Source organism: Lelliottia sp. EB106-05-01-XG201 (assembly GCF_058791735.1).
Window position 1 is genome coordinate 4,304,010 of sequence record NZ_JBYTDV010000001.1, and the last position, 25,972, is coordinate 4,329,981.

Below are 25,972 nucleotides of genomic sequence, written 5' to 3' on the forward strand. Positions count from 1 at the left end.
GCTATATTCCTTACTATAGTGCCCCCTCACCGAGGGGACACGGGATTTTGGTTTTTAACCCCGGGGCTTATTTGCCGCGGGCTTCGATTACGGCCTGAGCAACGTTGTTAGGCGCATCATCATACTTCAGGAATTCCATGGAGTAAGACGCACGACCTTTGGTCAGAGAACGCAGCTGAGTTGCGTATCCGAACATTTCAGACAACGGAACTTCAGCATGAATCTGAACGCCAGTAGCGTTAGATTCCTGACCTTTCAGCTGACCACGACGACGGCTAAGGTCACCGATGACATCACCAGTGTTCTCTTCCGGAGTCTCAACTTCAACCTTCATGATAGGCTCAAGCAGAACTGGTTTCGCTTTCTTAAAGCCATCTTTGAAGGCGATAGAAGCGGCCAGTTTAAACGCCAGTTCAGAGGAGTCAACGTCATGGTAAGAACCGAAGTGCAGACGCACACCCAGATCTACTACCGGATAACCAGCCAGTGGACCAGACTTCAGCTGCTCCTGGATGCCTTTATCAACGGCAGGGATGTATTCGCCAGGAATTACACCACCTTTGATGTCGTTGATGAACTCGTAACCTTTCGGATTTGAGCCCGGCTCCAGTGGGTACATGTCGATAACAACATGACCGTACTGACCACGACCACCAGACTGCTTAGCGTGTTTACCTTCAACATCGGTAACTTTCGCACGAATCGCTTCGCGGTAAGCAACCTGAGGTTTACCCACGTTAGCTTCAACGTTGAATTCACGCTTCATACGGTCAACGATGATGTCGAGGTGCAGTTCACCCATACCAGCGATGATGGTCTGGTTAGATTCTTCATCAGTCCATACGCGGAATGATGGGTCTTCTTTAGCCAGACGGCCCAGAGCCAGACCCATTTTTTCCTGGTCAGCTTTGGTTTTCGGTTCAACGGCGATAGAGATTACCGGCTCTGGGAACTCCATACGCTCCAGAATGATCGGGTGATCTGGGTTACACAGGGTGTCACCAGTAGTCACGTCTTTCAGACCGATTGCAGCAGCGATGTCGCCCGCACGAACTTCTTTGATCTCTTCACGTTTGTTCGCGTGCATCTGTACGATACGACCGAAACGCTCACGTGCCGCTTTCACGGAGTTCAGGATGGTGTCACCGGAGTTAACCACGCCAGAGTACACGCGGAAGAACGTCAGGTTACCCACGAACGGGTCGGTAGCGATTTTGAACGCCAGTGCAGCAAACGGCTCTTCATCACTTGCGTGACGTTCAGCCGGAGTGTCTTTACCGTCGTCCAGGATACCGTTGATCGCAGGAACATCTACTGGGGATGGCAGGTAATCAATTACCGCATCCAGCATTGCCTGAACACCTTTGTTCTTGAACGCAGAACCACAGGTTACCAGGATGATTTCGTTGTTCAGAACGCGCTGACGCAGAGCTTTCTTGATCTCTTCTTCAGTCAGTTCTTCACCACCCAGGTATTTCTCCATCAGCTCTTCTGAAGCTTCTGCAGCGGACTCGATCAGGTTCTGGTGCCATTCTTCGGCCAGTGCCTGCATGTCTGCTGGGATATCTTCATAAACGAAGGTGACGCCTGCATCTTCTTCGTTCCAGTTGATGGCTTTCATTTTCACCAGGTCAACAACACCGGTGAAACCTTCTTCAGCACCAATTGCCAGCTGCAGCGGAACCGGAGTCGCGCCCAGACGGGTTTTGATCTGACCAACAACTTTCAGGAAGTTAGCACCCATACGGTCCATTTTGTTAACGAACGCGATGCGTGGAACTTTGTATTTATTAGCCTGACGCCATACGGTTTCAGACTGTGGCTGAACACCACCAACTGCGCAGTAAACCATTACTGCACCATCAAGAACACGCATGGAACGTTCAACTTCGATAGTGAAGTCAACGTGGCCCGGGGTGTCGATGATGTTTACGCGATGCGGTTCATACTGCTTAGCCATACCTGACCAGAATGCAGTAGTCGCTGCGGAGGTGATGGTAATACCACGCTCCTGCTCCTGTTCCATCCAGTCCATGGTGGCTGCGCCGTCATGAACTTCACCGATTTTATGGTTTACACCGGTGTAGAACAGAATACGTTCGGTAGTAGTGGTTTTACCGGCGTCGATGTGCGCACTGATACCGATGTTACGGTAGCGTGCGATGGGTGTTGTACGAGCCATTTGATTCCTCGTTTGATTCTTTGGCGTTCAGTTAAGTAACCCAGAGCGGGCGGCTTCTCTGAAGCGCCCGCCTGGTGACTATGACTCCGAAGGGATTACCAACGGTAGTGTGCGAACGCCTTGTTGGCTTCTGCCATACGGTGAACGTCTTCACGTTTCTTAACTGCAGTACCTTTGTTGTCTGCAGCATCAGAAAGTTCGTTCGCCAGACGCAGAGCCATGGATTTATCACCGCGTTTACGAGCAGCTTCAACGATCCAACGCATTGCCAGAGCATTACGACGAACCGGACGAACTTCAACTGGAACCTGATAAGTAGAACCACCAACGCGGCGGGACTTAACTTCTACAGTTGGGCGAACGTTGTCGAGAGCGACTTCGAAAGCTTCCAGTTCATTTTTACCAGAACGCTGAGCCAGGGTCTCCAGCGCGCTGTATACGATTGCTTCTGCAGTAGATTTTTTACCATCTACCATCAGGATATTTACAAATTTTGCCAGCAGTTCTGATCCGAACTTAGGATCTGGAAGGATTTTACGCTGACCAATGACGCGACGACGTGGCATGGGAATACTCCGTTGTTAATTCAGGATTGTCCAAAACTCAAAGAGTTTAGTTTGACATTAAGATAAATCAGTTTGGCCTTACTTAACGGAGAACCATTAAGCCTTAGGACGCTTCACGCCATACTTGGAGCGAGCTTGCTTACGGTCTTTAACGCCGGAGCAGTCGAGCGCACCACGAACGGTGTGATAACGAACACCCGGAAGGTCTTTTACACGACCGCCACGGATCAGGATCACGGAGTGTTCCTGCAGGTTGTGACCTTCACCACCGATGTAGGAAGTCACTTCAAAACCGTTGGTCAAACGCACACGGCATACTTTACGCAGTGCGGAGTTTGGTTTCTTAGGAGTGGTGGTATATACACGAGTACATACGCCACGTTTCTGCGGGCAGGCTTCCAGCGCAGGCACGTTGCTTTTTGCAACTTTGCGAGCGCGTGGTTTGCGTACCAGCTGGTTAACTGTTGCCATTAAATAGCTCCTGGTTTTAGCTTTTGCTTCGTAAACACGTAATAAATCGCCTCATACAATATGAGGACGCGAAATTTTAGGGCCACGCCGAAAAGGTGTCAAGAAATATACAGCGATCTCGCCTCACCAACTCATTTGAGTGGCGTGTTTCACCGTCAGATTGACGAAATCAGTATAGCTAACCGCGTCGATTTTGGCTGAAATTTGACCAACAAGGCCACGGGCAGCAATGTCTTCCTTTAGCGCAGAGACAGTAATGGGGGCATTGTTGAGAATTTCAACAAAGCGGCTGCCCTCAATTGCGGCCAGAACACCGTCCTGGATCAGCAACAGATCGTCGCCTTCGCCCAGCATTCTCAGTAACCCTTCGATGTCGCACTGCCACGGGGAGTGGCGCAAGGTATGGAGCATGATGGCCTCAGAAAGTCAGAACAGTTTGATAATGGGAGAGTTGTTCGCGTAACGCTTGTGGGGAAATGATGGTGGCGTCCAGCACCATGGCGCTGTTTTCATCCAGCCCGCGCTCTTTTAAAGAGGCCGCACAAACCCAGAATGTCTCAATGTCGTAAAGCGGTAAAACTTTAAAGGTCGCAATATAGTCTCGCGCCAGAATCTGCTGAGGCTGTTGCCCGGCCAGAATCTGGAACACGCCATCACCGATAAAGAACACGCCGATATCTTCCGTCAACGCCGAAGTCGCGAGAAGCGCATCCAGCCCTTCCCTGCCCGCCGCGCTGCCGTGAGGGGCGGAAGTAAATACAAATGCAATGCGGTTCATCAGAATTGCACCATCCGATCGCAGGTCAGTGCCGCTTGCGCCAGCGCCCCTAATCCACTCAGAGAAAATCCAGGCTGGAGATTCGACGCCGCAAGACCGAGACGCTCAGCTTCTGCGTTATCCGTCACGCCGCGACGCAAGGCCGCCGCCACGCAGATGTGCAGTTCGACGCCCTGCTGCTCGTTAAGCTTCTGCCAGGCGCGCACCAGATCAAACTCATCCGACGCCGGTGAGGTCAACTGATTCGCGTTGTAGACCCCTTCGCGATAGAAAAAAACGCTCTCCAGCTGATGCCCGGCAGCCAACAACGCCTCGGCGAATTGCAAAGCGCTACTGGCCTGCTGAGTACCGTAAGCCGGCCCCGTCACCATGATGGCAAAACGCATTACTTCTCTTGTCCCAGAAAATCACCGCTTTTGAACTGGCGGATGTACAGATAAACCGTGTGCTTGGAGATGTTCAGGCGATCGGCCACCTGGTTAATCGCATCCTTAATATCGAAAATACCTTTCTCATAGAGGTTCAGCACGATCTGGCGGTTCTTGGCGTTGTTCGATACGTTGCGATCGGCATTCACCTCTTCGATGGTGAACTCCAGCGTCTGAGTGACGAGGTCTTCCACCGAGGAAGCAAAGTTCACTGACGAGTTCACTTCCGGCGTTTCAGGCGGAACAAAGGTGCTCATGATTTGGGAGAAGGGCACATCAAGGTTGATGTTGATACACAGCAGCCCGATGACGCGGTGGTCGCGGTTACGGATGGCGATCGTTTCTGACTTCATCAGAACGCCGCTTTTGGCACGAGTAAAATAGCATTTGGAGACGCTGCTGTCCGCGCCGGTCATGTCGTGCAGCATACGCAGTGCAAGGTCGGTAATTGGCGATCCAATTTTACGGCCAGTGTGCTCACCATTAGCAATGCGGATGGCGGAACATTTCAGATCTTGCAGGGAGTGCAATACGATTTCGCAGTGGGAGCCAATGAGCATCGCTAACCCGTCCACCACCGCTTCGTAGGATTTGAGAATATCGAAGTCGGTCTGGTCGAAAGGACGTTGATCCAGCAAATCGAGTTCACTGGTTTCGTTGGTTAAAAGCGACCTGGACATGAAAAAAACACTCCTTTTCAGGAGCCTGTCATTAGGTTGTCAGGGCAGGCTCATATTTACACGGACAACTAAATTAATACAGCGTAGGTAACGCTTTCCAGTGTTAATTATATCTGCCCCACAATAAAAAAACCGCCGCCTTAAAGGCGGCGGTTTTCAGCGTTTTACTTCTTCGCTGCGTCTGCAGCTTTATCATCTGCTGCAGCGTCCGGTTTGGCATCTGCCTTCGGAGCCGGTTTGATGTCCAGCAGTTCAACGTTGAAGACCAGCGTGGAGTTAGCCGGAATACCCGGAACGCCTGTTTTGCCGTAAGCCAGATCCGGTGGGATCACCAGCTGAATTTTGCCGCCTTTCTTGATGTTTTTCAGGCCTTCGGTCCAGCCTGGGATAACACCGTCGAGACGGAAGGAGAGCGGCTCACCGCGAGTGTAAGAGTTATCGAACTCTTTACCGTCGATCAGGGTACCTTTGTAGTTCACCACAACGGTATCGCTGTCTTTCGGCGCATCGCCCGTACCGGCTTTCTCTACTTTATACAGCAGACCGGTAGACGAGGTTTTCACACCCTTCTCTTTAGCAAAAGTATCGCGGTAGGCTTTGCCCTTCGCTTCGTTGTCTTTTGCGTCTTGTTCCATCTTGCCCTGAGCAGCGCCCTTCACGCGCGCTTCAAAAGCCTGCAGGGTCTGTTCGATTTCCTGGTCAGACAGTTTGCTCTTGTCTGCAAACGCATCCTGAACCCCGGCGATCAGCTGGTCTTTATCCAGTTTGATGCCCAGTTTCTCTTGCTCTTTGAGAGAGTTTTCCATGTAACGACCCAGAGACGCGCCCAGCGCATAGGCTGATTTCTGGTCGTCATTTTTGAACGCAGCTTTGCTGTCTGCGCTTGCAGCAGGTTTCGCAGCGGTATCAGCAGCGAAAGAGAGCGGCGCATTCAGTGCGACGGCCATCGTGGTCGCCAGCAGCGTTACTTTAAACAGTGATTTCATCCATTTCTCCAGGTCCGGGGCCTCTCACCCCAGCATTAAACGTATATGAGAAGCGTACTATAGAACGTTGCAGAAGAAATCTACAGACAGACTCTCCCTAAACTCGCCTCTTTTCAGACTATTTTTGTTTAAATAAGTTTCTTGCCTTAAGGCGGGATGCTGTACACAGGAGTAAACTCGGGTAAAATTCGCCGCCGCCAACGCCTGAGGCGTGCGAAACTTAAGAGAGGTCAATCATGCAAGAAACTACGATGGAAGCGCGGCTGGCCGAGCTGGAAAGCCGTCTGGCTTTTCAGGAAGTTACCATAGATGAGCTGAACCAGACCGTGACGGCTCACGAACTGGAAATGGCCAAACTGCGCGATCTTCTGCGTCTGCTGACGGAAAAAGTGAAAGCGAGTCAATCGTCACACATCGCCTCACAGGCCGAAGAGACGCCACCACCTCATTATTGAGGCGTAAAAAAAGCGGGATTTAATCCCGCTTTTTTGTGCACGCTGCTTAGCCAAAAATTAATGGCAGCCGCAACCGCCGTTACCGCCACAACCACCTTTGCCGTGCTCATGACCGTGGTCATGGTCGTGGCCGTGACCACCGCAGCAACCGTCGTGACCATGGTCGTGATCGTGGTCGTGACCGTTCGCACCGTGAACGTGGCCGTGAGCCAGTTCTTCAGCGGTCGCTTCACGAATCGCGATAACTTCTACGTTGAATTTCAGGTTCTGACCAGCCAGCATGTGGTTACCGTCAACCACAACGTGCTCGTCTTCCACTTCGGTGATTTCAACCGGTACTGGACCCTGGTCGGTTTCAGCCAGGAAGCGCATGCCAACCTGCAGCTCGTCAACGCCCATGAACACGTCTTTAGGAACGCGCTGAACCAGATTATCGTCGTACTGACCGTAAGCGTCGTTCGCGCCTACAGCAACATCAAATTTGTCGCCAACTACGTGACCTTCCAGCGCGTTTTCCAGGCCGGAAATCAGGGAACCGTGACCATGCAGGTAGTCCAGCGGCGCACTCACCGGAGACTCATCAACCAACACACCGTCTTCTGTACGTACCTGATAGGCCAGGCTGACCACCAGGTCTTTTGCTACTTTCATGATATCTCCTGAGCGTGGGAAAATTGCTGGCGCAGATTGTAGCGGAAATCTGCACCCGTGTACCCTTTAGCTTAAAAAATCTGAGGGCATATCGCTAGTCCGGATGAAAAATCCCGATCACTTGCTCTTCTTTGCGAACGTGCTCGCGAACCTCTTTGTCCGCCTCGCGCATCTGATGCCCGCACTTAACACACTCAACAATATCAATATTATTCTCACGCCACATGGCCAGCGTATCTTGCGCCTGGCAGGACGGGCATTTTGCACCTGCAATAAAACGTTTACGAACTGCCATACTTTTTCCTCTATTCGAATTCATCCCAGCCGTCCAGCTGACGTCGTTCCTTCTGCATTTCCCGCTGGAAGATCTCTTCCAGCTCGCGACGCGCTTCCCGCACGCGGGAGATCTGCGCCGTATCGCTATGGACTGGCATCAGCTCGCGCAGCATACGCATATCGAGGCGACGGAAATGCAGCTGGGCGCGCTGGGCCTGATGCGGATGCATCCCCAGCGATACCAGGGTTTTACGGCCCAGTTCCAGCGCGCTGGAGAAGGTCTCACGCGAGAAGTTTTTCACCCCAGCCTGCAGCAGCTCGTGCGCCTCAACGCGTCCCCGCGCTCGCGCCAGAATATGCAGATGCGGGAAATGCTGCTGACACAGCTCCACCAGCTTCATCGTATCTTCCGGCTCGTTACAGGTGATGACGATCGACTCCGCCGCCTGAGCGCCCGCCGAGCGCAGGAGTTCAAGCTGAGTGGCATCGCCGTAATAGACTTTGTAGCCATATTTACGCATCAGGTTGACCGCGCTGATATCGCGCTCCAGCACCGTAATGCGCATTTTGTTCGCCATCAACAAGCGGCCTATCACCTGCCCAAAGCGGCCAAAGCCCACCACAATCACCTGCGGCTTATCGTCCTCCACCCACGGCGTTTCGCCCTCTTCTTCCGGCGGATTAAAGCGTCGCGAGAGGGATTTATCAATCAGCTTCATCAGCAGCGGCGTGGTCATCATGGAGAGCGTTACCGTCACCAGCAGGAGCGCCATCTGATCATCCTGGAACAAACGCTGCGAAGATGCTGTGGAGAAGAGCACAAAGGCGAACTCTCCGCCCTGGCTCAGCACGCCCGCAAACTGCATGCGCTCTGAGCTCCTGAGACGATAAATGCGCGCCAGCACGTACAACACGCCGGTTTTCACCGCCACCAGCACCGCCACACTCAGCACCACCCACAGCAGATGGGTGTACAACACGCCAAGGTTGAGCGCCATTCCCACGGAGATAAAGAACAGCCCTAACAGCAGCCCTTTAAACGGATCGATGGCCGTTTCCAGCTCGTGGCGATATTCGCTCTCCGCCAGCAGCACACCGGCGATAAAGGTTCCGAGCGCCATCGACAGCCCCAGCGCATCCATAAACAGCGCCGACCCCAGCACCAGCAGCAGTGTCGCCGCGGTAAACACTTCGCGCACGCCCGACGCCGCAATAAAGCGAAACACCGGGCGCAGCAGATAGCGCCCGCCAATCAGCATCCCCGCGAACGCCAGCACTTTCATGCCGACCTTCATCCAGTCAAAATGATCGTCCCCGGAACCGGCGAGCAGTGGCACCAGAGCTAACGCCGGAATAACCGCTAAATCCTGAAACAGCAAAACCGAAAATCCAAGCTGGCCCGATTCGTTGCGATTCATCCCCTTATCGCGCATCAGCTGCAGCGCCATCGCCGTCGAGGACATCGCAAGCCCTATCCCGCCGATCACCGCCGCCTGCCACTTGAATTCCGTCAGCATCAGCAACCCGCCGAGGATCACCGCGCTGAACAGCACCTGTGCGGCACCGACGCCGAAAATCGATCGCCGCAGCTGCCAGAGTTTCGCCGGGTTCAGCTCCAGCCCGATGATAAACATCAGGAAAACGACGCCCAGCTCGGAGAAGTGAAGGATTTCATCGACGTCGCTGATAAACCCCAGCCCCCACGGGCCAATCGCGATGCCCGCCAGCAGATAGCCCAGCACCGCGCCGATCCCCAGCCGGGATGCCAGCGGCACGGCGACTACCGCCGCGAAGAGGAACAACACGCCTGCCAGTAACAGATCGGAACCTTCCATCAGCGGCCTCCTGTCAAAATCGGTGAGGCCAGCCAGTCGCCGTAGGCTTTAGCGTGACTTGCCAGCTCCTGTGCAGGCTGGCGGCGCGCCCAATAGACCACAATCGGACTCATCCACTGCATGCGGCACATGGCCGCCGTTAACTCAAAAGGGCGCAGAATATCGCTCATGGGATAGCGGTTTAACCCGTCGTGGCGGTAGGCGCTCTCGGGTTCACCGGTGGTGATGACACTCCGCCAGTACTTTCCCGCCAGCTGGTTTCCCCCTGGTCCACTGGAAAAGCCGCGGGTCAACACCCGGTCCAGCCACTCTTTGAGCAGTGCCGGGCAGCTGTAGGTATAAAGCGGATGCTGGAACACAATCACGTCATGCTGACGCAACAGCTCCTGCTCGTGCGGGATATCAATAAAAAAATCGGGATAGTGCGCGTACAGGTCGTGCACCGTCACATTGCTGAGTTGTCGAGCCGGTTTGAGCAAAACCCGGTTGGCGACCGAGTCCTGAGATTCCGGATGGGCATACAGCAGCAGCACTTTTGCTGTCTGGGACATCATTCCCCTCCCGGGTCGTCATCATGGCCATTTTCGGCTAACATGGCACGCCTGCGCTAAGCGCGGTATTACATTTAACCTCATTATAATGACAACTTAACATAGTCGGAACACACGGCGCTCTATGATTGTTTTCTCCTCGTTACAAATTCGTCGCGGCGTACGCGTCCTGCTGGACAACGCTACCGCCACCATTAATCCAGGGCAAAAAGTGGGTCTGGTGGGCAAAAACGGCTGCGGCAAATCCACTCTGCTGTCGCTTCTGAAAAACGAGATGAGCGCCGATGCAGGGAGCTTCACCTATCCGGGAAACTGGCAATTGGCCTGGGTTAACCAGGAAACCCCAGCCCTGAGCGTTCCGGCCCTCGACTATGTGATTGACGGCGACCGCGAATACCGCAAGCTGGAAGCAGAACTCAACGCCGCCAACGAGCGCAACGACGGCCACGCCATCGCCACGGTTCACGGAAAACTGGATGCCATCGACGCGTGGACCATCCGCTCGCGCGCCTCCAGCCTGCTGCACGGTCTGGGCTTCAGCAACGAACAGCTCGAACGCCCGGTGAGCGATTTCTCCGGCGGCTGGCGTATGCGCCTGAACCTCGCGCAAGCCCTGGTCTGCCGCTCGGATCTGCTGCTCCTCGATGAACCGACCAACCACCTCGATCTCGACGCGGTGATCTGGCTGGAAAAATGGCTGAAAAGCTATCAGGGCACGCTGATCCTGATCTCCCATGACCGCGACTTCCTCGATCCGGTGGTGGATAAAATTATTCATATCGAACAAGAATCCATGTTCGAATACACCGGCAACTACAGTTCGTTCGAGCGTCAGCGCGCCACGCGCCTGTCCCAGCAGCAGGCGATGTACGAAAGCCAGCAGCAGCGCGTGGCCCATCTGCAAAGCTTCGTCGATCGCTTTAAGGCCAAAGCCTCGAAAGCGAAACAGGCCCAGAGCCGCATCAAGATGCTCGAACGCATGGAGATGATCGCCCCGGCGCACGTGGACAACCCGTTCCACTTCAGCTTCCGCGCGCCGGAAAGCCTGCCGAACCCGCTGCTGAAAATGGAAAAGGTCAGCGCGGGCTACGGCGAGCGCATTATTCTCGACTCCATCAAACTCAACCTGGTACCGGGTTCGCGCATCGGTCTGCTCGGGCGTAACGGCGCGGGTAAATCTACGCTCATCAAACTGCTGGCGGGAGAACTTGATCCGGTCAGCGGCGATATCGGCCTGGCGAAAGGCATCAAGCTTGGCTACTTCGCCCAGCATCAGCTGGAATTTTTACGCGCCGATGAATCGCCGATCCAGCACATGGCCCGCCTCGCCCCGCAGGAGATGGAGCAGAAGCTGCGCGACTATCTCGGCGGCTTTGGCTTCCAGGGCGATAAGGTCAGCGAAAACACCGAACGCTTCTCCGGCGGCGAAAAAGCCCGTCTGGTGCTGGCGCTGATCGTCTGGCAGCGTCCAAACCTGCTGCTGCTCGATGAACCGACCAACCACCTGGATCTCGACATGCGTCAGGCGTTGACCGAAGCGCTGATCGAGTTCGAAGGCGCGCTGGTTGTCGTCTCGCACGACCGACATCTGATCCGCTCCACCACCGACGACCTCTATCTGGTTCACGACGGGAAAGTCGAACCTTTCGACGGCGACCTGGAAGATTATCAGCAGTGGCTGACGGACGTGCAGAAGCAGGAAAACCAGCCTGCCGACGACGCGAAAGACAACGCCAACAGCGCCCAGGCGCGCAAAGACCAGAAACGTCGCGAAGCCGAGCTGCGCACCCAAACTCAGCCGCTGCGTAAAGAGATCACCCGTCTGGAGAAAGAGATGGAGAAACTCCACGCCGCGCTGGCCACTGTGGAAGAGAAACTCGGTGACAGCGAATTGTACGATCAGGCGCGCAAAGCCGAACTGACCGAGTGCTTACAGATTCAGGCTAAAACCAAATCTGGCCTCGAAGAGTGCGAAATGGCGTGGCTGGACGCCCAGGAACAGCTGGAAGCGATGCTGCAAAGCGATTAACAATCCGGAGGGTTATGACTATCGATATCACGAGCGACATTACATTTCGCAAGCTGAGTATTTTCATGACCTTCATGGAAAAGGGCAATATCGCCCGCACCGCCGAGGCGCTTGGCCTGAGCGGTGTGAGCGTCCATCGCGCCCTGCACACCCTGGAAGAGAACGTTCGCTGTCCGCTGTTCACCCATAAAGGGCGAAATCTGATTGCCCTGCCCTCCGCCTGGACGCTGCTGGAGTATTGCCAGGAAGTGATGCAGGTGATGGAGCGCGGGCTGGAAGAGTCGCGCAAAATCGCCGGGATTGGTCAGGGACGTTTGCGCGTCGGCACGCTTTATTCGCTGACGATGGAAACCGTGCCGCGTCTGATAATGGGAATGAAGCTGCGCCGTCCGGACCTGGAAATGGATCTGACGATGGGCTCGAACGACACCCTGCTTCATCTGCTCGACGAAGGCTCGCTGGACGCGATTCTGATCTCCATCTCCGAAAGCGATATTGACCGCAATACCCTCGAAGTGCTGCCTCTGTTCCACGACGACATTTTTCTCGCCGCCCCCGCCTCCGCCAAACTGAACAGCAGCGGGCTGGCGGATCTGCGTGATTACAAAGATCAGAAATTCGTCTCGCTGGCGGAAGGGTTTGCCACCTACGCCGGTTTTCAGGACGCGTTCCAGATCGCCGGTTTTGAGCCGGAAATCGTCACCCGCGTGAATGATATCTTCTCGATGTTAAGTCTGGTGCAGGCGGGGGTGGGCTTTACGTTGATGCCAGGCAGGATGAAAAAGGTGTACGAGAATTCGGTGCAACTGCTGAAGCTGGCGCAGCCGTACCAGATGCAGCAGCTGATTGCGATTGTCTTTGCCCGCAACCGCGAGCAAGACCCGAGCCTGCGGGCGTTAGCCGCCGAAGGGCGGATGTATGCGCGCAGTTTGCAGGAGAGTGCCTGATGGTTTTTGCCCGATGGCGCTACGCTTATCGGGCCTACGATTTGCCCTTGTAGGCCGGGTAAGGCGTAGCCGCCACCCGGCAAAAAAGCTACCCGCGCAGCCGCTTCGCCAGATGCACCGCCACGTCCACGCCGCTGCGCTCCAGCGAAATCGCTTCACCGTCCCACGCCGCCTGCCGCGTCAGGCAGGTCAATACGCCGCCGGGCGGCATCTCAATCGCCAGCCGCGCTTCGCGCTCGTTGGCGGAAATTACCGCCTCCTGCCAGCGCACCGTGCGCGCCATGTTCATCGCTAAATCATCGGCAATCTTTTCCGGCTGCCACAATACCCGTCCGGTACTGCCGCTGAGATACGCACAGCGCGGACGCGAAAGCGTCACCCGGCTAAACGCCGCCGCCAGTTTCTGCGCCGGTTCCGCGAGGAGCTCACAATGCGACGGCACGCTCACCGCCAGACGATGGGCTTTGTTCGCCCCCTTCTCCAGCGCGCGTTTTGCCACTATCGCCATCCCCTCATCGGAGCCCGCAATCACAATCTGCGTTTCCGCATTGAGATTGGCGATGTAACAGCCCGTACCCGCAATCAGACTCTCTACCTGAGACAAAGTCAGCCCCATGATCGCCGTCAGCCCGTAGCCGTGCGGATACGCCTGTTCCATCAAATCACCGCGCAGCGCCACCAGCCTTAATGCGTCGGTGAACTCCAGCGCACCGGCGATCACCGCTGCAGGATACGCACCAATCGACAGACCGCTTGCGATATCCGGCGTCACGCCGCGTCGTTCCAGCTCACGCGCCCAGGCAACACCGGCAATCAGCAGACAAAGCTGTACCGCGCGGGTATGTTCCAGCGCACCGGAGGAATCCAGCAGATCCGCTTCTGCGCCCAGCACTTCGCGCGCTATCGCCAGCTCCGTTCCCGGAAGGTCCTGCAGCATGCCTGCACGCTGCGTCCCCTGCCCCGGAAAGGTAAACAAAATTTTCATCACGCCTCCCTGTTCCAAGGGTCGGCCACCAGGCGCGGCCCTGTGTGCGTTTTCAGCAGCGCTTTACCGTCGCGCAGCCACTCGTTCAGGGCAAAACCGCCGAGAGGGGTTTCCACCTGCGTGTCCACGCGGCACAGCGCACTGCCGAGCTGAACCGCCCAGCGCTCAAACTCCGCCGCCGGTAAAGACTCTGGCGCGCGGATCAGCAGATCGAGATCGCTTTGTGCATGAATCACCGGCACGCCCGTTGCCAACGCGTACCCGGCACTTCCCGTGATGCCCCACGTCCACGGCCACGCCTGCTGCGCCAGCTGGAACGCCACCTGAACCGGGGGCTGAGTGATAAACGGCGAGCGCAGCAGGTCGGTCGCCACGCTCAGATCTTCAGGCGACACCACGCGCGTCACGCACTCGGGCTTCACCCATCCGGCGGCACGCTGGTCGCGTTTCAGACCGCGCACACCGACAGGTATGCGCTCGTTGCCGTCAACATCACGCCGCACCACCACAGGCAAACCGGTATGCCACACGCCATCCACCCAGGATTCGGTGATACCTTCCAGCGCGTCGCGCGCGGTAAGCCAGATAAGATCGTGTGGGCGTAATGTTGTGGTCATAATTACATTCCTGAAGTCAGCGAGATAAACAGCGGTAACGACAGGATACACAGGACCGAACTCAACAGCAGCACCGCTTCTGCATCAGGAGACTGCACGCCAAAGCGGTTGCCGAAGACCACGCCGAAGAAACCGGCGGAGAGAGCAATCATCAGGATCGCGGTAATCGCCACGCTGCCGTGCAGGCCGAAAATCAGCACCAGACCCCAGGCAATCGCCGGCTGAATCAGCAGCTTGGCAATGGTAGAGGTGATGACCATGGTGTTGATCTGCAGTTTACGCGCCGAGAGGATCACCCCGGTCAGGAACAGCGCCGCCGCGGTCGCCGCCAGGCCAAGCGGTTTGATGGCCGCGAGAACCAGTTCCGGCATTTTGATGCCGATAGCCGACAGAATCACCCCCAGCAGCGGGCCCATCACGATCGGTTTCTTGATAGAGCGCCACATCAGCACCGGCAGCATCGCCAGCGTCGAACCGCTGGTATTTCCTTCGGCACGCGCTTTTTCACGCTCCAGAATCAGCAGGCAGAACGGCGTCATCAGTACGGAACCACAGGCGATGGAGACCGCCACGGAGAGCGACGTTGCCGAACCTTCACCCAACACGCTGCCCAAAATGGGCAGACCAAGCGCCGCATAGTTTGGCAGCGCCACCGTCAGGGTCAGCACGGCGGCATCCTGCGGGGATTTTTTAAAGACGTTAGTGGCAAGGAAGTAGATCGCCGCATAGGTGATCCACATCGCCAGAGTCAGCACCAGAATCAGCGGTGACTGAGCGAGAATGCCGGTCCACGGCGTTTGTACGGTCGCGCTGAACAGCGCAGCGGGCAGCGCAAAATCCATCACGAAGATATTCAGCAGGGAGACATTTTTGTTGTCGACCATTTTGGCCTTACCGGCCCAGAATCCCAGCAGCATGATGACGAAAATCGGAGCAAGAGCATGAACAATTACATAAGTCATAAATCACCTGTAAACCTGTCATTTAAAAAGAAATAGCACTGGCGCGATGATTATTATTTTCAGGATGCAGGTTCCCGCGCAGGCGCAGCGAGTGCGCCCACGGGGCCTGCATCTGGCAGGACTTTTTTCTGATTACCAGCTTGCTCGCATACGTTCACGTACCAGAGCCGAGCTGCGGCGGTTGTCAGCACCCAAACGGCTTTTCAGCGTGGTGTCCTGACGCGCGTCGTTGATGGCCTGTTGCAGGGTGGATTTCACCTGCGCCAGATCGGTGTCGGAAGGGGCGTCCGGGTTGCTGATATCCAGCAGATCGGCCAGCAGCCCCAGGGTGGCGTAGTTACTGATGTCATACGCCATTGGCGGGATGGTCGCCGCCAGTTTTTCCAGCGCCTCGACGGTACGCAGGGTGATACGCGCGGCGGACTCTTTGCCCATCGCATGAATCAACACGCCCTTGTCGTTGAAAGCGATCAGGCGGTTTGCCTGGTAGCCGTGAGCGAGGAACGCGCCAGACATCGCTTTGCCGACGATCAGGCCAATCACCGGATGACCGGCCAGACGCGCATTGGCATAGGCTGCAGCGGCACCGGCCAGCGCCTGGTGGATCCCGAACGCCTCTTCGCGACGGCCATACGCCTGACTCGGCACGTCAATCACCGCCACAATCGGGCGTTTAACAGCTTTATCGGCGTCCGCCGCGATGGTTTCGCTGACCACTTTCGCCAGCGTCCAACCCTCCAGCAGCCCCACTTCGCCCTGCGCAGCGCGCGGGAAATGGTTGTTCGCATCCGGCACCACGGCGACAAAACGCACGCTTTCACCGTTCAGTTCACCATCTGCCGCCTGCACGGACGGGCATAAGCCTGGCAAGCGCTGAGCATTCGGGGCGAGGGTTTGCAGCCAGAGTTCGCCGCGGCTGATTGAGTTAGTCATCATTTCACCTCCCGGGCAAAAAGGGCGTGGATCTGTTCGGTATCCGCCTGTTTGCGGGTATCGAAGTGGCTCAGACGAGTCAGATAGTCGTCGTAGTTATCGGTGCGATGTTTTGCCGGAACGCCTTTAACCAGCGCGTCGTTCATCGCCTTTTTCACTGCGTTGACGCCATCGCCCACCAGCGCATCCACCAGACCACTTTCGTAGCGGATTTCGCCGCCGGTCATACTCCAGATAAACGGACGGTCGCGGGAGTCGTACTCGTCAATCCCGGCTTCCTGCTCGATCACCTGCGGGCCATTCAGGCCGAGACGCGCTTCGCGGGTAACGATCAGATAGCTACACAGCGCGGCGGCGATCGACATCCCGCCGAAGCAGCCGACGGTCCCGGCGACAATCCCAACGACTGGGGCATAGCGGCGTAAATCGACAATCGCCGCGTGAATATCGGCAATCGCCGCCAGCCCAAGGTTAGCTTCCTGCAGGCGCACGCCGCCGGTTTCGAGGCACAGGACGGCCTGCGTCGGAATGCCGTTGCGGTTATCTTCTGCCGCCAGCTCCAGCGCCGCCGCCATTTTGGCCCCTGAGACTTCGCCCATGCTGCCGCCCTGGAACGCGCCTTCAATCGCCACGACCACCGCAGGCTGGCCGTTGATAGTCCCTTTCGCGACCACCATGCCGTCGTCTGCCTGCGGGACGATCCCCTGTGCGCCGAGCCACGGAGAGGTGATGCCCTCAAACGGATCCAGCAGTTCGCGGTAGCTGCCGTCGTCCAGCAGAGCGTGAGCACGCTGGCGCGCTTTCAATTCGATAAAACTGCGATCGTCACGCATGGCTCACCTCTTCAAATACCTGTTCGATACGAATACGGGCCACGCCCGGGGTTGCGCCAAAGTCGTGAATGGTCAGCGTACCGGCAGGCAGGCTGCTCACGGTTTGCAGACGATTGAACAGCGCTTCCCAGCGACCACGGCTGTTGTCGACGGACGTGGTGATATTGATGGTTAAGGTCTGGCTCGGGTCGGCGGTGAAAAGCACCTCCATATCCCCGGAACCGACAACCCCTGCCAGCGCCCTGCCGCTCAATACGCGGCTGGCTGGCACGGTTAATGTGATTTTTTCCATAACATCCTCTTAATGCTTTGAATAAGGCGTCTCGACGCGGTCGAGGAACAGCGTGGCGGCGAGCAGATCGGCGGCACCACCCGGTGAGGCATTGAGCGCCAGCATCTGGCGGTCGAGCAGCGCGAGGGCACGCTGGCCTTCTGGCGCAGCGGTTCCACCCGCGTTCAGCACGGCGCGCGCCCCGTCCTGCATGGTCTCCAGCCCTTCCATTCCGGCGCGGGACAGCACGCAGGTGTCGGTGAGCGAGGTCATGATCGCCATCAGCGCATCGAGCCTTGAGTGCGTTTCACTGCTTCCGTTCAGGCGGCTGAGACGAAGCTGGGGCAGCGCCCGCTGCAAAATATGCGGGAACGCCTGCTGCGCCTCTTCACGCGCCCCCGGCACGCGATAGCGGTGCGTGGCGCGAAGCCCTTTGCTGAACACTTTCGGTGCTGCGTCATCCGGCAGTTTTGCCAGCTCCGCAGCCCGCATGGCGACGGTCTGCGGTTTGGCGTCGCCGCCGAGCATCGCTACCGCGCTGACCAGCAGTCCGAGCGCCCAGATTGCGCCACGGTGAGTGTTGACTCCGCCGGTGGCGGCCATCATCTGCTGCTCGCCTTCGCGACCCAGCCGCCCGATGGTTTGTCTGAGCGCAATGTCCGCCGGACGCTGCCAGCTTTGCTGCGCCAGCGCCTGAAACGTAGGGGTCAGGCTGTGCGCGGACCGCTCCATTAATGCAAGCGTGAGGTCCAGGTGTGCGCCGTTCCCCCGACTGTCCACCAGACCGGGTTTCGGGCTTAATCGTGCTTCGTCAATCAGACACTGCGTGGCGGTTCGCGCCAGCCATTCGGCACCGCCTTCAACCTGAATCTGGGGCAGAAGTTTCATTACCAGCTCCGGAATTTCGCAGGTGGGTTGTAGAGGCCGCCAGACCATTCCACGAGGTCAGCCACACTGCCGGCTGCCAGCAGCGAGCGAGTCGCGTCGGTACGGCGAATGCCCATATCTTCCGGGTAGACCACTTTGCCACTCTGGCGCAGTGCGGCGACGCGTTTGGCGTCCACGCCCAGGCCGATGTCGGTGATCCCGGCGACGGCGGCGACCATCGCGCGGCGCTCTTCGAGATTTTCGGCGCGATAGAGGTAGGCAATCCCCTCTTCGGTCAGAACGTGGGTGACGTCATCCCCGTAGATCATCACCGGTGCCAGCGGCATGCCGGAGGATTTCGCCACTTCAACGGCGTCGAGTTTTTCCACGAAGGTCGGTTTCACGCCCGCCTGGAAGGTTTCAACCATCTGCACCACCAGCTTTTTACCGCGCTGCATCGGGTCCGGTTCGGTAATCATGTTCAGCCACGCAGGCGTAGCATGACGACGACCGTGCGGATCGTGGCCCATATTTGGCGCACCGCCGAAGCCCGACAGACGACCGCGAGTCACGGTAGAGGAGTTGGCGTAGCCATCCACCTGCAGCGTCGAACCGATAAACATATCCACCGCGTACTGGCCTGCCAGCTGGCAGAAGGCGCGGTTAGAGCGCATCGAGCCGTCGGCACCGGTGAAGAACACGTCCGGGCGGGCGCGGATGTACTCTTCCATCCCCAGTTCGCCGCCGAAGCAGTGCACGCTCTCCACCCAGCCGCTTTCAATCGCCGGGATCAGCGTCGGGTGCGGGTTCAGGGTCCAGTGTTTACAGATTTTGCCTTTCAGGCCGAGCTGTTCGCCGTAGGTCGGCAGCAGCAACTCAATCGCCGCGGTGTTAAAGCCGATGCCGTGGTTCAGGGACTGCACCTGGTGTTCCGCGTAGATGCCTTTGATCGCCATCATCGCCATCAGGATGTGTTCTTGCTTGATGAGGCGCGGGTCGCGGGTAAAGAGGGGTTCGATGAAGAACGGCTTGTCGGCAACGACCACGTAATCAATCCACGAGCCCGGAATATCCACGCGCGGCAGATCGCATTCGTCGTCCACCAGCTCATTCACCTGGGCGATGACGATCCCGTCATGGAACGCGGCGGCTTCAACCAGCGCCGGGGTGTCTTCGGTGCTCGCGCCGGTATAGAGGTTGCCTTTGCGGTCGGCTTTAAACCCGGCAATCAGCGCCACGTTCGGCGAAAGATCGACGTACAGACGGGAGTAAAGCTCGATGTAGGTGTGGATGGCGCCGATTTCGAGCTGACCGTCTTCCAGCAGCTGCGAAATACGCAGGCTCTGGGTGCCGGAGAAAGAGAAATCGAGCTTGCGGGCGATGCCCTTTTCAAAGATATCGAGATGTTCGCTGCGACCGACGCTCGGCATGATCATATGCAGGTCGTGCACGATTTGCGGGTTCACTTCAGCGAGTGAGCGGGACAGAAAATCGGCCTGCTTTTGGTTGTTGCCTTCAAGGACGACTTTGTCGCCCGGAGCAATCAGTTTTTCCAGCATGGCGACGAGATCGTCGGTCGGCAGAACCTTGCCTTGCACCGGGACGGAAGCCAGGCGGCGCGCTTTTTCGGTGCGTCGCGTGTTCCAGACCCGGGCGGGTGTTTGCCCAGATAACATTATTAACCTCCTGATTCAGCACATCATTCTGATTTGCTTAACGCTGAACAAAGTGTGCGCCCTGGTGAGAAAGGCATCAATTAAGCGTAGAGCGGAATCATTAGCCTGAGAGTAATAATCGAGGTAAAGATTTGTGATCGAGATCAGTTCGCGAAGGGTGAAAAAATGGCAGAGGTGGCAGAAATGGCTGAATCGGAGGTAAACGCCCCTCGTTTTTATAAACAGGGTACAATTCGGAAGGTATAGTAATGACTGACAAGAATTAATATCGCATCGTTATGACCCAAATTATTCCATCAGATTTCGAGATCGCTGGCGCTGAGAGCGCAGACTTCGTGCCCATGCGGGGTGTGGCAAACCCGCACCTGCAGACCATGCTGCCGAGGATCTTGCGTCGAAAACTGCAGTTTACGCCGCACTGGCAGCGCCTAGACCTGCCGGACGGTGATTTCGTGGATTTAGCCTGGAGCGAAGATCCCGAGCAGGCCAGGCACAAACCGCGCCTGGTGGTATTTCATGGTCTGGAAGGGAGCCTGCACAGCCCCTATGCCCACGGCCTGATCCATGCGGCGAAAGAACGCGGCTGGCTCGGCGTGGTGATGCATTTTCGCGGCTGTAGCGGCGAGCCGAACCGCCGGGAGCGTATTTATCACTCCGGCGAAACCGAAGACGGTACCTGGTTTTTACACTGGCTGAAGAACAGCTACGGCAGCGTGCCGACCGCCGCCGTGGGCTATTCCCTCGGCGGAAACATGCTCGCCTGCCTGCTGGCCAAAGAGAGCGACACGGTGCCGCTCGACGCTGCGGTGATCGTCTCCGCGCCCTTTATGCTCGAGCAGTGCAGCTATCATATGGAAAAGGGCTTTTCACGAGTCTATCAGCGCTACCTGCTGAACCTGCTCAAAGCCAACGCCGCGCGTAAGCTGAAAGCCTATCCCGATACCCTGCCGATCAGCCTGCAACAGCTGAAGCGGATGCGTCGCCTGCGCGAGTTTGACGATATGATCACCTCGAAGATCCACGGCTTTGCCGACGCGATCGACTACTATCGTCAGTGTAGCGCCATGCCGCTGCTGAACCAGATCACCAAACCGACGCTGATCATCCATGCGAAGGATGATCCCTTTATGGATCATCACTCCATTCCCGCGCCGGAACATCTGCCGGCGAACGTGCAGTATCAACTGACGGAACACGGCGGCCACGTCGGCTTTATCACCGGCACCTTGCGTCGCCCGAAAATGTGGCTGGAATCGCGCATCCCTGACTGGTTAACCCCTTTTCTGGAGAGAGTAAAATGATGATTCCCTGGCAGGATCTGGCTCCCGAAACGCTGGATAGCCTGATTGAAAGCTTTGTATTACGCGAAGGCACCGATTATGGTGAACATGAGCGTTCGCTCGAACAAAAGGTCGCCGATGTCAAACGGCAGCTACAAAGCGGCGAGGTGTTACTGGTGTGGTCTGAACTGCACGAAACGGTCAACATCATGCCGCGCAATCAGTTTCGCGGTTGATTGTTCCATCTTTCCATTCAGGGAGTTGCTATGTCCGCCAGACATCCGGTTATTGCCGTCACGGGTTCGAGTGGTGCGGGAACCACCACCACCAGCCTCGCTTTTCGCAAGATCTTCGCGCAGCTCAACCTGCGCGCGGCCGAGGTGGAGGGCGATAGCTTTCATCGCTTCACCCGTCCTGAAATGGACATGGCTATCCGCAAAGCCCGCGATTTAGGCAAGCACATCAGCTACTTCGGGCCAGACGCCAACGACTTTGGCCTGCTGGAACAAACCTTTCAGGACTACGGCCACACGGGCAAAGGCCAGTCGCGCAAGTACCTGCACACCTACGACGAAGCGGTACCCTGGAATCAGGTACCAGGCACATTTACTCCGTGGCAGCCCCTGCCGGAGCCGACTGACGTGCTGTTTTACGAAGGATTGCACGGCGGCGTGGTGACGCCGCAGCATGACGTGGCGCGCCACGTGGATCTGCTGGTCGGCGTGGTGCCGATTGTCAATCTGGAGTGGATTCAAAAGCTGACCCGCGACATGAGCGAGCGCGGCCATTCGCGCGAAGCGGTGATGGATTCGGTGGTGCGTTCGATGGAGGATTACATTAACTTCCTGACGCCGCAGTTTTCCCGCACCCACATCAACTTCCAGCGCGTTCCGACAGTCGACACCTCTAACCCGTTTGCGGCGAAAACCATTCCTTCGCTAGATGAAAGCTTTGTGGTGATCCATTTCCGTAACCTGGAAGGCATCGATTACCCGTGGCTGCTGGCGATGCTGCAGGGCTCATTCATTTCGCATATCAATACGCTGGTGGTGCCGGGCGGGAAGATGGGGCTGGCGATGGAGTTGATCATGATGCCGCTGGTGCAGCGGTTGATGGAAGGCAAGAAGATCGCCTGAGGTTTGATGCCGGATGGCGCTGCGCTTATCCGGCCTACAAAAGCACGAACGTAGGGCGGGTTAGCGAAGCGCCACCCGCCAACGAATTAAGCGTCAATCACTTCATACGAATGGGTAATCTTCACCGCTTTTTCCAGCATCAGCGCCACAGAGCAGTACTTCTCCGCAGACAAATCCACCGCGCGGGACACCGCGGCATCTTTCAGCTCTTTACCGGTGACAATAAAATGCAGATTGATATGCGTAAACAGACGCGGCGCTTCTTCGCGACGCTCTGAGGTCAGCTTCACTTCGCAGTCGGTCACATCGTGACGGCCTTTTTGCAGAATCGACACCACGTCAATTGCGCTGCACCCGCCAGCCGCCATCAGCACCACTTCCATCGGGCTTGGCGCTTTATCTCCGGAGTTACCGTCCATCAAAATCTGGTGCCCTGAAGCGGATTCGCCAAGGAACGTTAAACCTTCAACCCATTTCACACGCGCTTGCATTTTTATTAACTCCGAAGTTGCATTTTTATGAACAGATTACGCGTGCGTTACAATTCTCGCAACGGAAGGCGACCTGCATCATGCTGAAGCGAGACACCAGGAGACACGCGGCTAAAGCTATGCTAAAACAGTCTCGATGCTACAGTAATACATTGACGTTACACATGTATGCAGAGGACATCAAACTTTACTGGCTGCGAACAGTGCGACAGCCACTTCCCAGGTACGGGTAAGAATTCGATTGCAACCCCAGAGTCAGGATGCGATTTTGACTCTGAGACAGCTTATAACAGAGGATAACAGCGCATGGTGCTTGGCAAACCGCAAACAGACCCGACTCTCGAATGGTTCTTGTCTCATTGCCACATTCATAAGTACCCATCGAAGAGCACGCTGATTCACCAGGGTGAAAAAGCGGAAACGTTGTATTACATCGTCAAAGGCTCGGTGGCAGTGCTGATCAAAGATGAAGAAGGGAAAGAGATGATCCTTTCTTATCTGAACCAGGGCGATTTCATCGGTGAACTGGGCCTGTTTGAAGAAGGCCAGGAACGTAGCGCCTGGGTGCGTGCGAAAACCGCGTGTGAAGTCGCTGAGATCTCCTACAAGAAATTCCGTCAGCTGATCCAGGTGAACCCGGACATCCTGATGCGCCTTTCTTCGCAGATGGCTCGCCGCCTGCAGGTCACTTCCGAGAAAGTGGGCAACCTCGCCTTCCTGGACGTCACCGGTCGCATCGCGCAGACGCTGCTGAACCTGGCGAAACAACCTGACGCCATGACCCACCCGGACGGTATGCAAATTAAAATTACCCGTCAGGAAATTGGTCAGATCGTGGGCTGTTCTCGCGAAACCGTAGGTCGTATCCTGAAAATGCTGGAAGATCAAAACCTGATCTCCGCTCACGGTAAAACTATCGTGGTCTACGGGACCCGTTAATTCCGCAAAATCCGGCGTGCCATCGCAAGATGTCACGCCGTTTTTGTCTCTGACGACTATGTGGCGCAGGCTGATTTATCACCCGGAAGTTAACTACGCACTACGTCAAACTCTGGTGTTATGTCTTCCCGTGGCCGTTGGTTTGATCCTGGGCCATCTGCAACAGGGGCTGCTGTTTTCTCTCGTCCCCGCCTGCTGCAACATTGCCGGTCTCGATACTCCCCACAAACGCTTTTTCAAACGTCTGATTATCGGCGGCTGCCTGTTTGCCGGATGTAGCCTCGCCGTGCAGCTGCTGCTGGCGCGCGATATCCCGCTGCCGCTCATTCTGACCGTGCTGGCGATGACGCTGGGCGTCACGGCGGAGATCAGCGCGCTTCACGCCCGCCTGCTGCCCGCATCGCTCATTGCCGCCATTTTCACGCTGAGTCTCGCCGGAAATATGCCCGTCTGGGAGCCGCTGCTGATCTATGCCGCCGGCACGCTGTGGTACGGGCTGTTTAACTGGTTCTGGTTCTGGATGTGGCGAGAGCAACCGCTGCGCGAATCCCTGAGCCTGCTCTACGTCCAGCTCGCCGAATATTGCGAAGCCAAATACACCCTGCTGACGCAGCACACGGACCCGGAAAAGTCCCTGCCGCCGCTGCTGTCGCGCCAGCAAAAAGTGGTCGATCTCATCAGCCAGTGTTATCAGCAGCTGCACATGCTGGCGGCCAATAAAAATCATGAATACAAACGCCTGCTGCGCGTCTTCCAGGTCGGGCTGGATCTGCAGGAGCATATCTCCGTCAGCCTGCATCACCCGCAGGAGGTGCAAAAGCTGGTGGAGCGCAGCCACGCCGAGGCGGTGATCCGCTGGAACGCCCAGACGGTCGCGGCTCGCCTGCGCGTGCTGGCGGACGATATTCTGTATCATCGCTACCCGACGCGCTTTACCATGGATAAACAGCTGGGAGCGCTGGAGAAAATCGCGCGCCAGCATCCGGATAACCCGGTCGGGCAGTTCTGCGCATGGCACTTTAGCCGCATCGCGCGCGTGCTGCGCACCCAGCGCCCGCTCTACTCCCGCGACCTGATGGCCGATAAGCAAAAACGTCTGCCGCTGCTGCCTGCGCTGAAAAGCTATCTGTCGCTGAAATCCTCCGCCCTGCGCAACGCCGCGCGCATCAGCGTCATGCTCAGCGTGGCGAGCCTGATGGGTGTCGCGCTGCACTTACCGAAGCCCTACTGGATCCTCATGACCGTGCTGTTTGTCACCCAGAACGGCTATGGCGCCACGCGAGTGCGCATTCTTCACCGGGCGCTCGGGACTTTTGCCGGGTTAGTGATTGCCGGGGTGACGCTGCACTTCCACGTTCCCGACGGCTACACCCTGGCGGGAATGCTGGTGATTACGCTCGTGGGCTATCTGATCATCCGTAAAAACTACGGCTGGGCGATGGTCGGGTTTACGGTGACGGCGGTATATACCCTGCAACTCCTGACCCTGAACGGCGAGCAGTACATTGTCGCGCGGCTGGTGGATACGCTTATTGGCTGTTTGATCGCCTTCGGCGGCATGGTCTGGCTGTGGCCGCAATGGCAAAGCGGCTTGTTACGCCAGAACGCCCACGATGCGCTCGAAGCCGATCAGCAGGCGATTCGTTTGATACTGAGCGACGATCCCAAAGCCTCGCCGCTGGCCTATCAGCGCATGAAGGTCAACCAGGCGCACAACGCCCTGTTTAACTCGCTGAACCAGGCGATGCAGGAGCCGGGCTTTAACTCGCACTATCTGGCGGATATGAAGCTGTGGGTGACGCACAGCCAGTTTATCGTCGAGCATATCAACGCCATGACCACGCTGGCGCGCGAGCACACCATGTTGACGCCAGATCTGGCGCAGCGGTATTTGCAGTCGTGTGAAATTGCATTGCAGCGCTGTCAACAGCGTCTGGAGTACGACGCGCCGGGAGAATCGGGGGATTCGAACATTCTGGAAGCGCCAGAGACGCTGACCCACGGGCCGATGAGCACCCTCGAGCAGCATTTACAGCGCGTATTAGGGCATTTGAACACCATGCACACCATTTCGTCGGTGGCATGGCGTCAGCGTCCGCATCACGGGATTTGGTTGACGCGGATTTTGCGGCGCAAAGAGTCGTGAG

Annotated in this window: 29 protein-coding genes; 8 read left to right on the plus strand and 21 right to left on the minus strand. The window is 56.9% G+C overall.

Annotated elements, in window-relative coordinates:
* Window positions 1-67: 67 nt before the first annotated feature.
* From fusA to fkpA, 8 genes are all read right to left on the minus strand, one after another.
* Window positions 68-2,182: an elongation factor G gene (gene fusA / locus AC3WS9_RS20175; protein ID WP_282493482.1), complete on the minus strand. Its 2,115-nt coding sequence runs from the start codon at window positions 2,180-2,182 to the stop codon at window positions 68-70.
* Window positions 2,183-2,277: 95 nt separating this feature from the next.
* Entirely contained in the window at window positions 2,278-2,748 is a 471-nt protein-coding gene (gene rpsG / locus AC3WS9_RS20180) for a 30S ribosomal protein S7 (RefSeq protein ID WP_004106370.1), read from the minus strand.
* A 96-nt stretch (window positions 2,749-2,844) separates the two neighbouring features.
* Window positions 2,845-3,219, minus strand: a complete 375-nt coding sequence (gene rpsL, locus AC3WS9_RS20185; RefSeq protein ID WP_000246815.1) for a 30S ribosomal protein S12 — start codon at window positions 3,217-3,219, stop codon at window positions 2,845-2,847.
* 123 nt (window positions 3,220-3,342) lie between these two features.
* The gene (tusB, locus tag AC3WS9_RS20190) at window positions 3,343-3,630 is read right to left on the minus strand and encodes a sulfurtransferase complex subunit TusB (RefSeq protein ID WP_282493483.1); all 288 of its coding nucleotides are present in this window, start codon (window positions 3,628-3,630) and stop codon (window positions 3,343-3,345) included.
* Window positions 3,631-3,637: 7 nt separating this feature from the next.
* Window positions 3,638-3,997: a sulfurtransferase complex subunit TusC gene (gene tusC, locus AC3WS9_RS20195; protein WP_492490123.1), complete on the minus strand. Its 360-nt coding sequence runs from the start codon at window positions 3,995-3,997 to the stop codon at window positions 3,638-3,640.
* On the minus strand, window positions 3,997-4,383 hold the full coding sequence (gene tusD, locus AC3WS9_RS20200; protein WP_492490124.1) for a sulfurtransferase complex subunit TusD: 387 nt from the start codon (window positions 4,381-4,383) through the stop codon (window positions 3,997-3,999). Before tusD ends, tusC begins: the two co-directional genes overlap by 1 nt.
* A complete protein-coding gene (locus tag AC3WS9_RS20205) occupies window positions 4,383-5,105 on the minus strand; it encodes a helix-turn-helix transcriptional regulator (RefSeq protein WP_095283676.1) in 723 nt (240 codons plus the stop codon). Before AC3WS9_RS20205 ends, tusD begins: the two co-directional genes overlap by 1 nt.
* 164 nt (window positions 5,106-5,269) lie before the next feature.
* Window positions 5,270-6,091, minus strand: a complete 822-nt coding sequence (fkpA, locus tag AC3WS9_RS20210) for an FKBP-type peptidyl-prolyl cis-trans isomerase (RefSeq protein ID WP_282493486.1) — start codon at window positions 6,089-6,091, stop codon at window positions 5,270-5,272.
* 236 nt (window positions 6,092-6,327) lie between these two features.
* Between fkpA and AC3WS9_RS20215 the strand changes: the two genes are divergently transcribed.
* Window positions 6,328-6,546, plus strand: a complete 219-nt coding sequence (locus AC3WS9_RS20215; protein ID WP_095283678.1) for a protein SlyX — start codon at window positions 6,328-6,330, stop codon at window positions 6,544-6,546.
* Window positions 6,547-6,603: 57 nt separating this feature from the next.
* On the opposite strand, the gene slyD is transcribed toward AC3WS9_RS20215, so the two are convergent.
* The 4 genes from slyD to kefG form a co-directional block, all read right to left on the minus strand.
* Window positions 6,604-7,197: a peptidylprolyl isomerase gene (gene slyD / locus AC3WS9_RS20220; RefSeq protein ID WP_285146181.1), complete on the minus strand. Its 594-nt coding sequence runs from the start codon at window positions 7,195-7,197 to the stop codon at window positions 6,604-6,606.
* Between the two features lie 94 nt (window positions 7,198-7,291).
* Window positions 7,292-7,492 carry a YheV family putative zinc ribbon protein gene (locus AC3WS9_RS20225; RefSeq protein ID WP_100778640.1) on the minus strand — a complete coding sequence of 67 codons (201 nt, stop codon included), beginning with the start codon at window positions 7,490-7,492 and terminating at the stop codon, window positions 7,292-7,294.
* 10 nt (window positions 7,493-7,502) lie between these two features.
* Window positions 7,503-9,308, minus strand: coding sequence for a glutathione-regulated potassium-efflux system protein KefB (gene kefB, locus AC3WS9_RS20230; RefSeq protein ID WP_282493488.1), 1,806 nt, complete (start codon window positions 9,306-9,308; stop codon window positions 7,503-7,505).
* Window positions 9,308-9,862, minus strand: coding sequence for a glutathione-regulated potassium-efflux system ancillary protein KefG (gene kefG / locus AC3WS9_RS20235; RefSeq protein WP_282493489.1), 555 nt, complete (start codon window positions 9,860-9,862; stop codon window positions 9,308-9,310). Before kefG ends, kefB begins: the two co-directional genes overlap by 1 nt.
* A 121-nt stretch (window positions 9,863-9,983) precedes the next feature.
* Here kefG and AC3WS9_RS20240 point away from each other — a divergent pair, with 121 nt between their 5' ends.
* Both AC3WS9_RS20240 and AC3WS9_RS20245 read left to right on the plus strand, forming a co-directional pair.
* A complete protein-coding gene (locus AC3WS9_RS20240) occupies window positions 9,984-11,888 on the plus strand; it encodes an ABC transporter ATP-binding protein (RefSeq protein WP_282493490.1) in 1,905 nt (634 codons plus the stop codon).
* Window positions 11,889-11,902: 14 nt separating this feature from the next.
* Complete coding sequence (locus tag AC3WS9_RS20245) at window positions 11,903-12,835, plus strand: LysR family transcriptional regulator (RefSeq protein ID WP_282493491.1); 933 nt, start codon at window positions 11,903-11,905, stop codon at window positions 12,833-12,835.
* An 88-nt stretch (window positions 12,836-12,923) separates the two neighbouring features.
* Here AC3WS9_RS20245 and mdcH read toward each other — a convergent pair whose 3' ends face one another.
* The 8 genes from mdcH to mdcA form a co-directional block, all read right to left on the minus strand.
* Complete coding sequence (gene mdcH / locus AC3WS9_RS20250) at window positions 12,924-13,820, minus strand: malonate decarboxylase subunit epsilon (RefSeq protein WP_492490125.1); 897 nt, start codon at window positions 13,818-13,820, stop codon at window positions 12,924-12,926.
* On the minus strand, window positions 13,820-14,437 hold the full coding sequence (locus tag AC3WS9_RS20255; protein ID WP_492490126.1) for a malonate decarboxylase holo-ACP synthase: 618 nt from the start codon (window positions 14,435-14,437) through the stop codon (window positions 13,820-13,822). Before AC3WS9_RS20255 ends, mdcH begins: the two co-directional genes overlap by 1 nt.
* 2 nt (window positions 14,438-14,439) lie before the next feature.
* On the minus strand, window positions 14,440-15,399 hold the full coding sequence (locus tag AC3WS9_RS20260) for an AEC family transporter (RefSeq protein WP_282493494.1): 960 nt from the start codon (window positions 15,397-15,399) through the stop codon (window positions 14,440-14,442).
* A 132-nt stretch (window positions 15,400-15,531) separates the two neighbouring features.
* On the minus strand, window positions 15,532-16,332 hold the full coding sequence (mdcE, locus tag AC3WS9_RS20265; protein WP_285148697.1) for a biotin-independent malonate decarboxylase subunit gamma: 801 nt from the start codon (window positions 16,330-16,332) through the stop codon (window positions 15,532-15,534).
* Window positions 16,332-17,165, minus strand: a complete 834-nt coding sequence (locus AC3WS9_RS20270) for a biotin-independent malonate decarboxylase subunit beta (RefSeq protein ID WP_492490127.1) — start codon at window positions 17,163-17,165, stop codon at window positions 16,332-16,334. The genes mdcE and AC3WS9_RS20270 overlap by 1 nt, the downstream gene beginning before the upstream one ends.
* The gene (mdcC, locus tag AC3WS9_RS20275) at window positions 17,158-17,457 is read right to left on the minus strand and encodes a malonate decarboxylase acyl carrier protein (RefSeq protein WP_282493496.1); all 300 of its coding nucleotides are present in this window, start codon (window positions 17,455-17,457) and stop codon (window positions 17,158-17,160) included. Before mdcC ends, AC3WS9_RS20270 begins: the two co-directional genes overlap by 8 nt.
* Window positions 17,458-17,466: 9 nt before the next feature.
* Entirely contained in the window at window positions 17,467-18,324 is an 858-nt protein-coding gene (locus tag AC3WS9_RS20280) for a triphosphoribosyl-dephospho-CoA synthase (RefSeq protein WP_492490128.1), read from the minus strand.
* On the minus strand, window positions 18,324-19,979 hold the full coding sequence (gene mdcA / locus AC3WS9_RS20285; protein ID WP_282493498.1) for a malonate decarboxylase subunit alpha: 1,656 nt from the start codon (window positions 19,977-19,979) through the stop codon (window positions 18,324-18,326). The genes AC3WS9_RS20280 and mdcA overlap by 1 nt, the downstream gene beginning before the upstream one ends.
* Window positions 19,980-20,257: 278 nt before the next feature.
* Here mdcA and AC3WS9_RS20290 point away from each other — a divergent pair, with 278 nt between their 5' ends.
* From AC3WS9_RS20290 to AC3WS9_RS20300, 3 genes are read left to right on the plus strand one after another with little or no spacing between them, the layout of a single operon-like run.
* A complete protein-coding gene (locus AC3WS9_RS20290) occupies window positions 20,258-21,280 on the plus strand; it encodes a hydrolase (RefSeq protein ID WP_282493499.1) in 1,023 nt (340 codons plus the stop codon).
* Window positions 21,277-21,495, plus strand: a complete 219-nt coding sequence (locus AC3WS9_RS20295; RefSeq protein WP_095283693.1) for a YheU family protein — start codon at window positions 21,277-21,279, stop codon at window positions 21,493-21,495. Before AC3WS9_RS20290 ends, AC3WS9_RS20295 begins: the two co-directional genes overlap by 4 nt.
* Window positions 21,496-21,525: 30 nt before the next feature.
* A complete protein-coding gene (locus AC3WS9_RS20300) occupies window positions 21,526-22,395 on the plus strand; it encodes a phosphoribulokinase (RefSeq protein ID WP_282493500.1) in 870 nt (289 codons plus the stop codon).
* An 86-nt stretch (window positions 22,396-22,481) separates the two neighbouring features.
* Here AC3WS9_RS20300 and AC3WS9_RS20305 read toward each other — a convergent pair whose 3' ends face one another.
* The gene (locus AC3WS9_RS20305) at window positions 22,482-22,886 is read right to left on the minus strand and encodes an OsmC family protein (RefSeq protein WP_202674966.1); all 405 of its coding nucleotides are present in this window, start codon (window positions 22,884-22,886) and stop codon (window positions 22,482-22,484) included.
* A gap of 306 nt (window positions 22,887-23,192) precedes the next feature.
* Here AC3WS9_RS20305 and crp point away from each other — a divergent pair, with 306 nt between their 5' ends.
* Both crp and AC3WS9_RS20315 read left to right on the plus strand, forming a co-directional pair.
* Window positions 23,193-23,825, plus strand: a complete 633-nt coding sequence (crp, locus tag AC3WS9_RS20310; RefSeq protein ID WP_000242758.1) for a cAMP-activated global transcriptional regulator CRP — start codon at window positions 23,193-23,195, stop codon at window positions 23,823-23,825.
* A 58-nt stretch (window positions 23,826-23,883) separates the two neighbouring features.
* Complete coding sequence (locus AC3WS9_RS20315) at window positions 23,884-25,971, plus strand: YccS/YhfK family putative transporter (protein ID WP_285154747.1); 2,088 nt, start codon at window positions 23,884-23,886, stop codon at window positions 25,969-25,971.
* Window position 25,972: the final 1 nt, after the last annotated feature.

What these genes read in the sequence shown, in the direction of transcription:
- AC3WS9_RS20270 (WP_492490127.1), bottom strand. Translation starts at nt 17,165, where the DNA reads ATGCGTGACGATCGCAGTTTTATCGAATTGAAAGCGCGCCAGCGTGCT.
- AC3WS9_RS20245 (WP_282493491.1), top strand. Translation starts at nt 11,903, where the DNA reads ATGACTATCGATATCACGAGCGACATTACATTTCGCAAGCTGAGTATT.
- rpsL (WP_000246815.1), bottom strand. Translation starts at nt 3,219, where the DNA reads ATGGCAACAGTTAACCAGCTGGTACGCAAACCACGCGCTCGCAAAGTT.
- AC3WS9_RS20315 (WP_285154747.1), top strand. Translation starts at nt 23,884, where the DNA reads ATGTGGCGCAGGCTGATTTATCACCCGGAAGTTAACTACGCACTACGT.
- fkpA (WP_282493486.1), bottom strand. Translation starts at nt 6,091, where the DNA reads ATGAAATCACTGTTTAAAGTAACGCTGCTGGCGACCACGATGGCCGTC.
- fusA (WP_282493482.1), bottom strand. Translation starts at nt 2,182, where the DNA reads ATGGCTCGTACAACACCCATCGCACGCTACCGTAACATCGGTATCAGT.
- mdcE (WP_285148697.1), bottom strand. Translation starts at nt 16,332, where the DNA reads ATGACTAACTCAATCAGCCGCGGCGAACTCTGGCTGCAAACCCTCGCC.
- tusD (WP_492490124.1), bottom strand. Translation starts at nt 4,383, where the DNA reads ATGCGTTTTGCCATCATGGTGACGGGGCCGGCTTACGGTACTCAGCAG.
- AC3WS9_RS20260 (WP_282493494.1), bottom strand. Translation starts at nt 15,399, where the DNA reads ATGACTTATGTAATTGTTCATGCTCTTGCTCCGATTTTCGTCATCATG.
- AC3WS9_RS20280 (WP_492490128.1), bottom strand. Translation starts at nt 18,324, where the DNA reads ATGAAACTTCTGCCCCAGATTCAGGTTGAAGGCGGTGCCGAATGGCTG.
- AC3WS9_RS20240 (WP_282493490.1), top strand. Translation starts at nt 9,984, where the DNA reads ATGATTGTTTTCTCCTCGTTACAAATTCGTCGCGGCGTACGCGTCCTG.
- mdcH (WP_492490125.1), bottom strand. Translation starts at nt 13,820, where the DNA reads ATGAAAATTTTGTTTACCTTTCCGGGGCAGGGGACGCAGCGTGCAGGC.
- slyD (WP_285146181.1), bottom strand. Translation starts at nt 7,197, where the DNA reads ATGAAAGTAGCAAAAGACCTGGTGGTCAGCCTGGCCTATCAGGTACGT.
- kefG (WP_282493489.1), bottom strand. Translation starts at nt 9,862, where the DNA reads ATGATGTCCCAGACAGCAAAAGTGCTGCTGCTGTATGCCCATCCGGAA.
- crp (WP_000242758.1), top strand. Translation starts at nt 23,193, where the DNA reads ATGGTGCTTGGCAAACCGCAAACAGACCCGACTCTCGAATGGTTCTTG.
- tusC (WP_492490123.1), bottom strand. Translation starts at nt 3,997, where the DNA reads ATGAACCGCATTGCATTTGTATTTACTTCCGCCCCTCACGGCAGCGCG.
- AC3WS9_RS20215 (WP_095283678.1), top strand. Translation starts at nt 6,328, where the DNA reads ATGCAAGAAACTACGATGGAAGCGCGGCTGGCCGAGCTGGAAAGCCGT.
- AC3WS9_RS20205 (WP_095283676.1), bottom strand. Translation starts at nt 5,105, where the DNA reads ATGTCCAGGTCGCTTTTAACCAACGAAACCAGTGAACTCGATTTGCTG.
- mdcC (WP_282493496.1), bottom strand. Translation starts at nt 17,457, where the DNA reads ATGGAAAAAATCACATTAACCGTGCCAGCCAGCCGCGTATTGAGCGGC.
- AC3WS9_RS20255 (WP_492490126.1), bottom strand. Translation starts at nt 14,437, where the DNA reads ATGACCACAACATTACGCCCACACGATCTTATCTGGCTTACCGCGCGC.
- mdcA (WP_282493498.1), bottom strand. Translation starts at nt 19,979, where the DNA reads ATGTTATCTGGGCAAACACCCGCCCGGGTCTGGAACACGCGACGCACC.
- tusB (WP_282493483.1), bottom strand. Translation starts at nt 3,630, where the DNA reads ATGCTCCATACCTTGCGCCACTCCCCGTGGCAGTGCGACATCGAAGGG.
- AC3WS9_RS20225 (WP_100778640.1), bottom strand. Translation starts at nt 7,492, where the DNA reads ATGGCAGTTCGTAAACGTTTTATTGCAGGTGCAAAATGCCCGTCCTGC.
- AC3WS9_RS20300 (WP_282493500.1), top strand. Translation starts at nt 21,526, where the DNA reads ATGTCCGCCAGACATCCGGTTATTGCCGTCACGGGTTCGAGTGGTGCG.
- AC3WS9_RS20305 (WP_202674966.1), bottom strand. Translation starts at nt 22,886, where the DNA reads ATGCAAGCGCGTGTGAAATGGGTTGAAGGTTTAACGTTCCTTGGCGAA.
- AC3WS9_RS20290 (WP_282493499.1), top strand. Translation starts at nt 20,258, where the DNA reads ATGACCCAAATTATTCCATCAGATTTCGAGATCGCTGGCGCTGAGAGC.
- rpsG (WP_004106370.1), bottom strand. Translation starts at nt 2,748, where the DNA reads ATGCCACGTCGTCGCGTCATTGGTCAGCGTAAAATCCTTCCAGATCCT.
- AC3WS9_RS20295 (WP_095283693.1), top strand. Translation starts at nt 21,277, where the DNA reads ATGATGATTCCCTGGCAGGATCTGGCTCCCGAAACGCTGGATAGCCTG.
- kefB (WP_282493488.1), bottom strand. Translation starts at nt 9,308, where the DNA reads ATGGAAGGTTCCGATCTGTTACTGGCAGGCGTGTTGTTCCTCTTCGCG.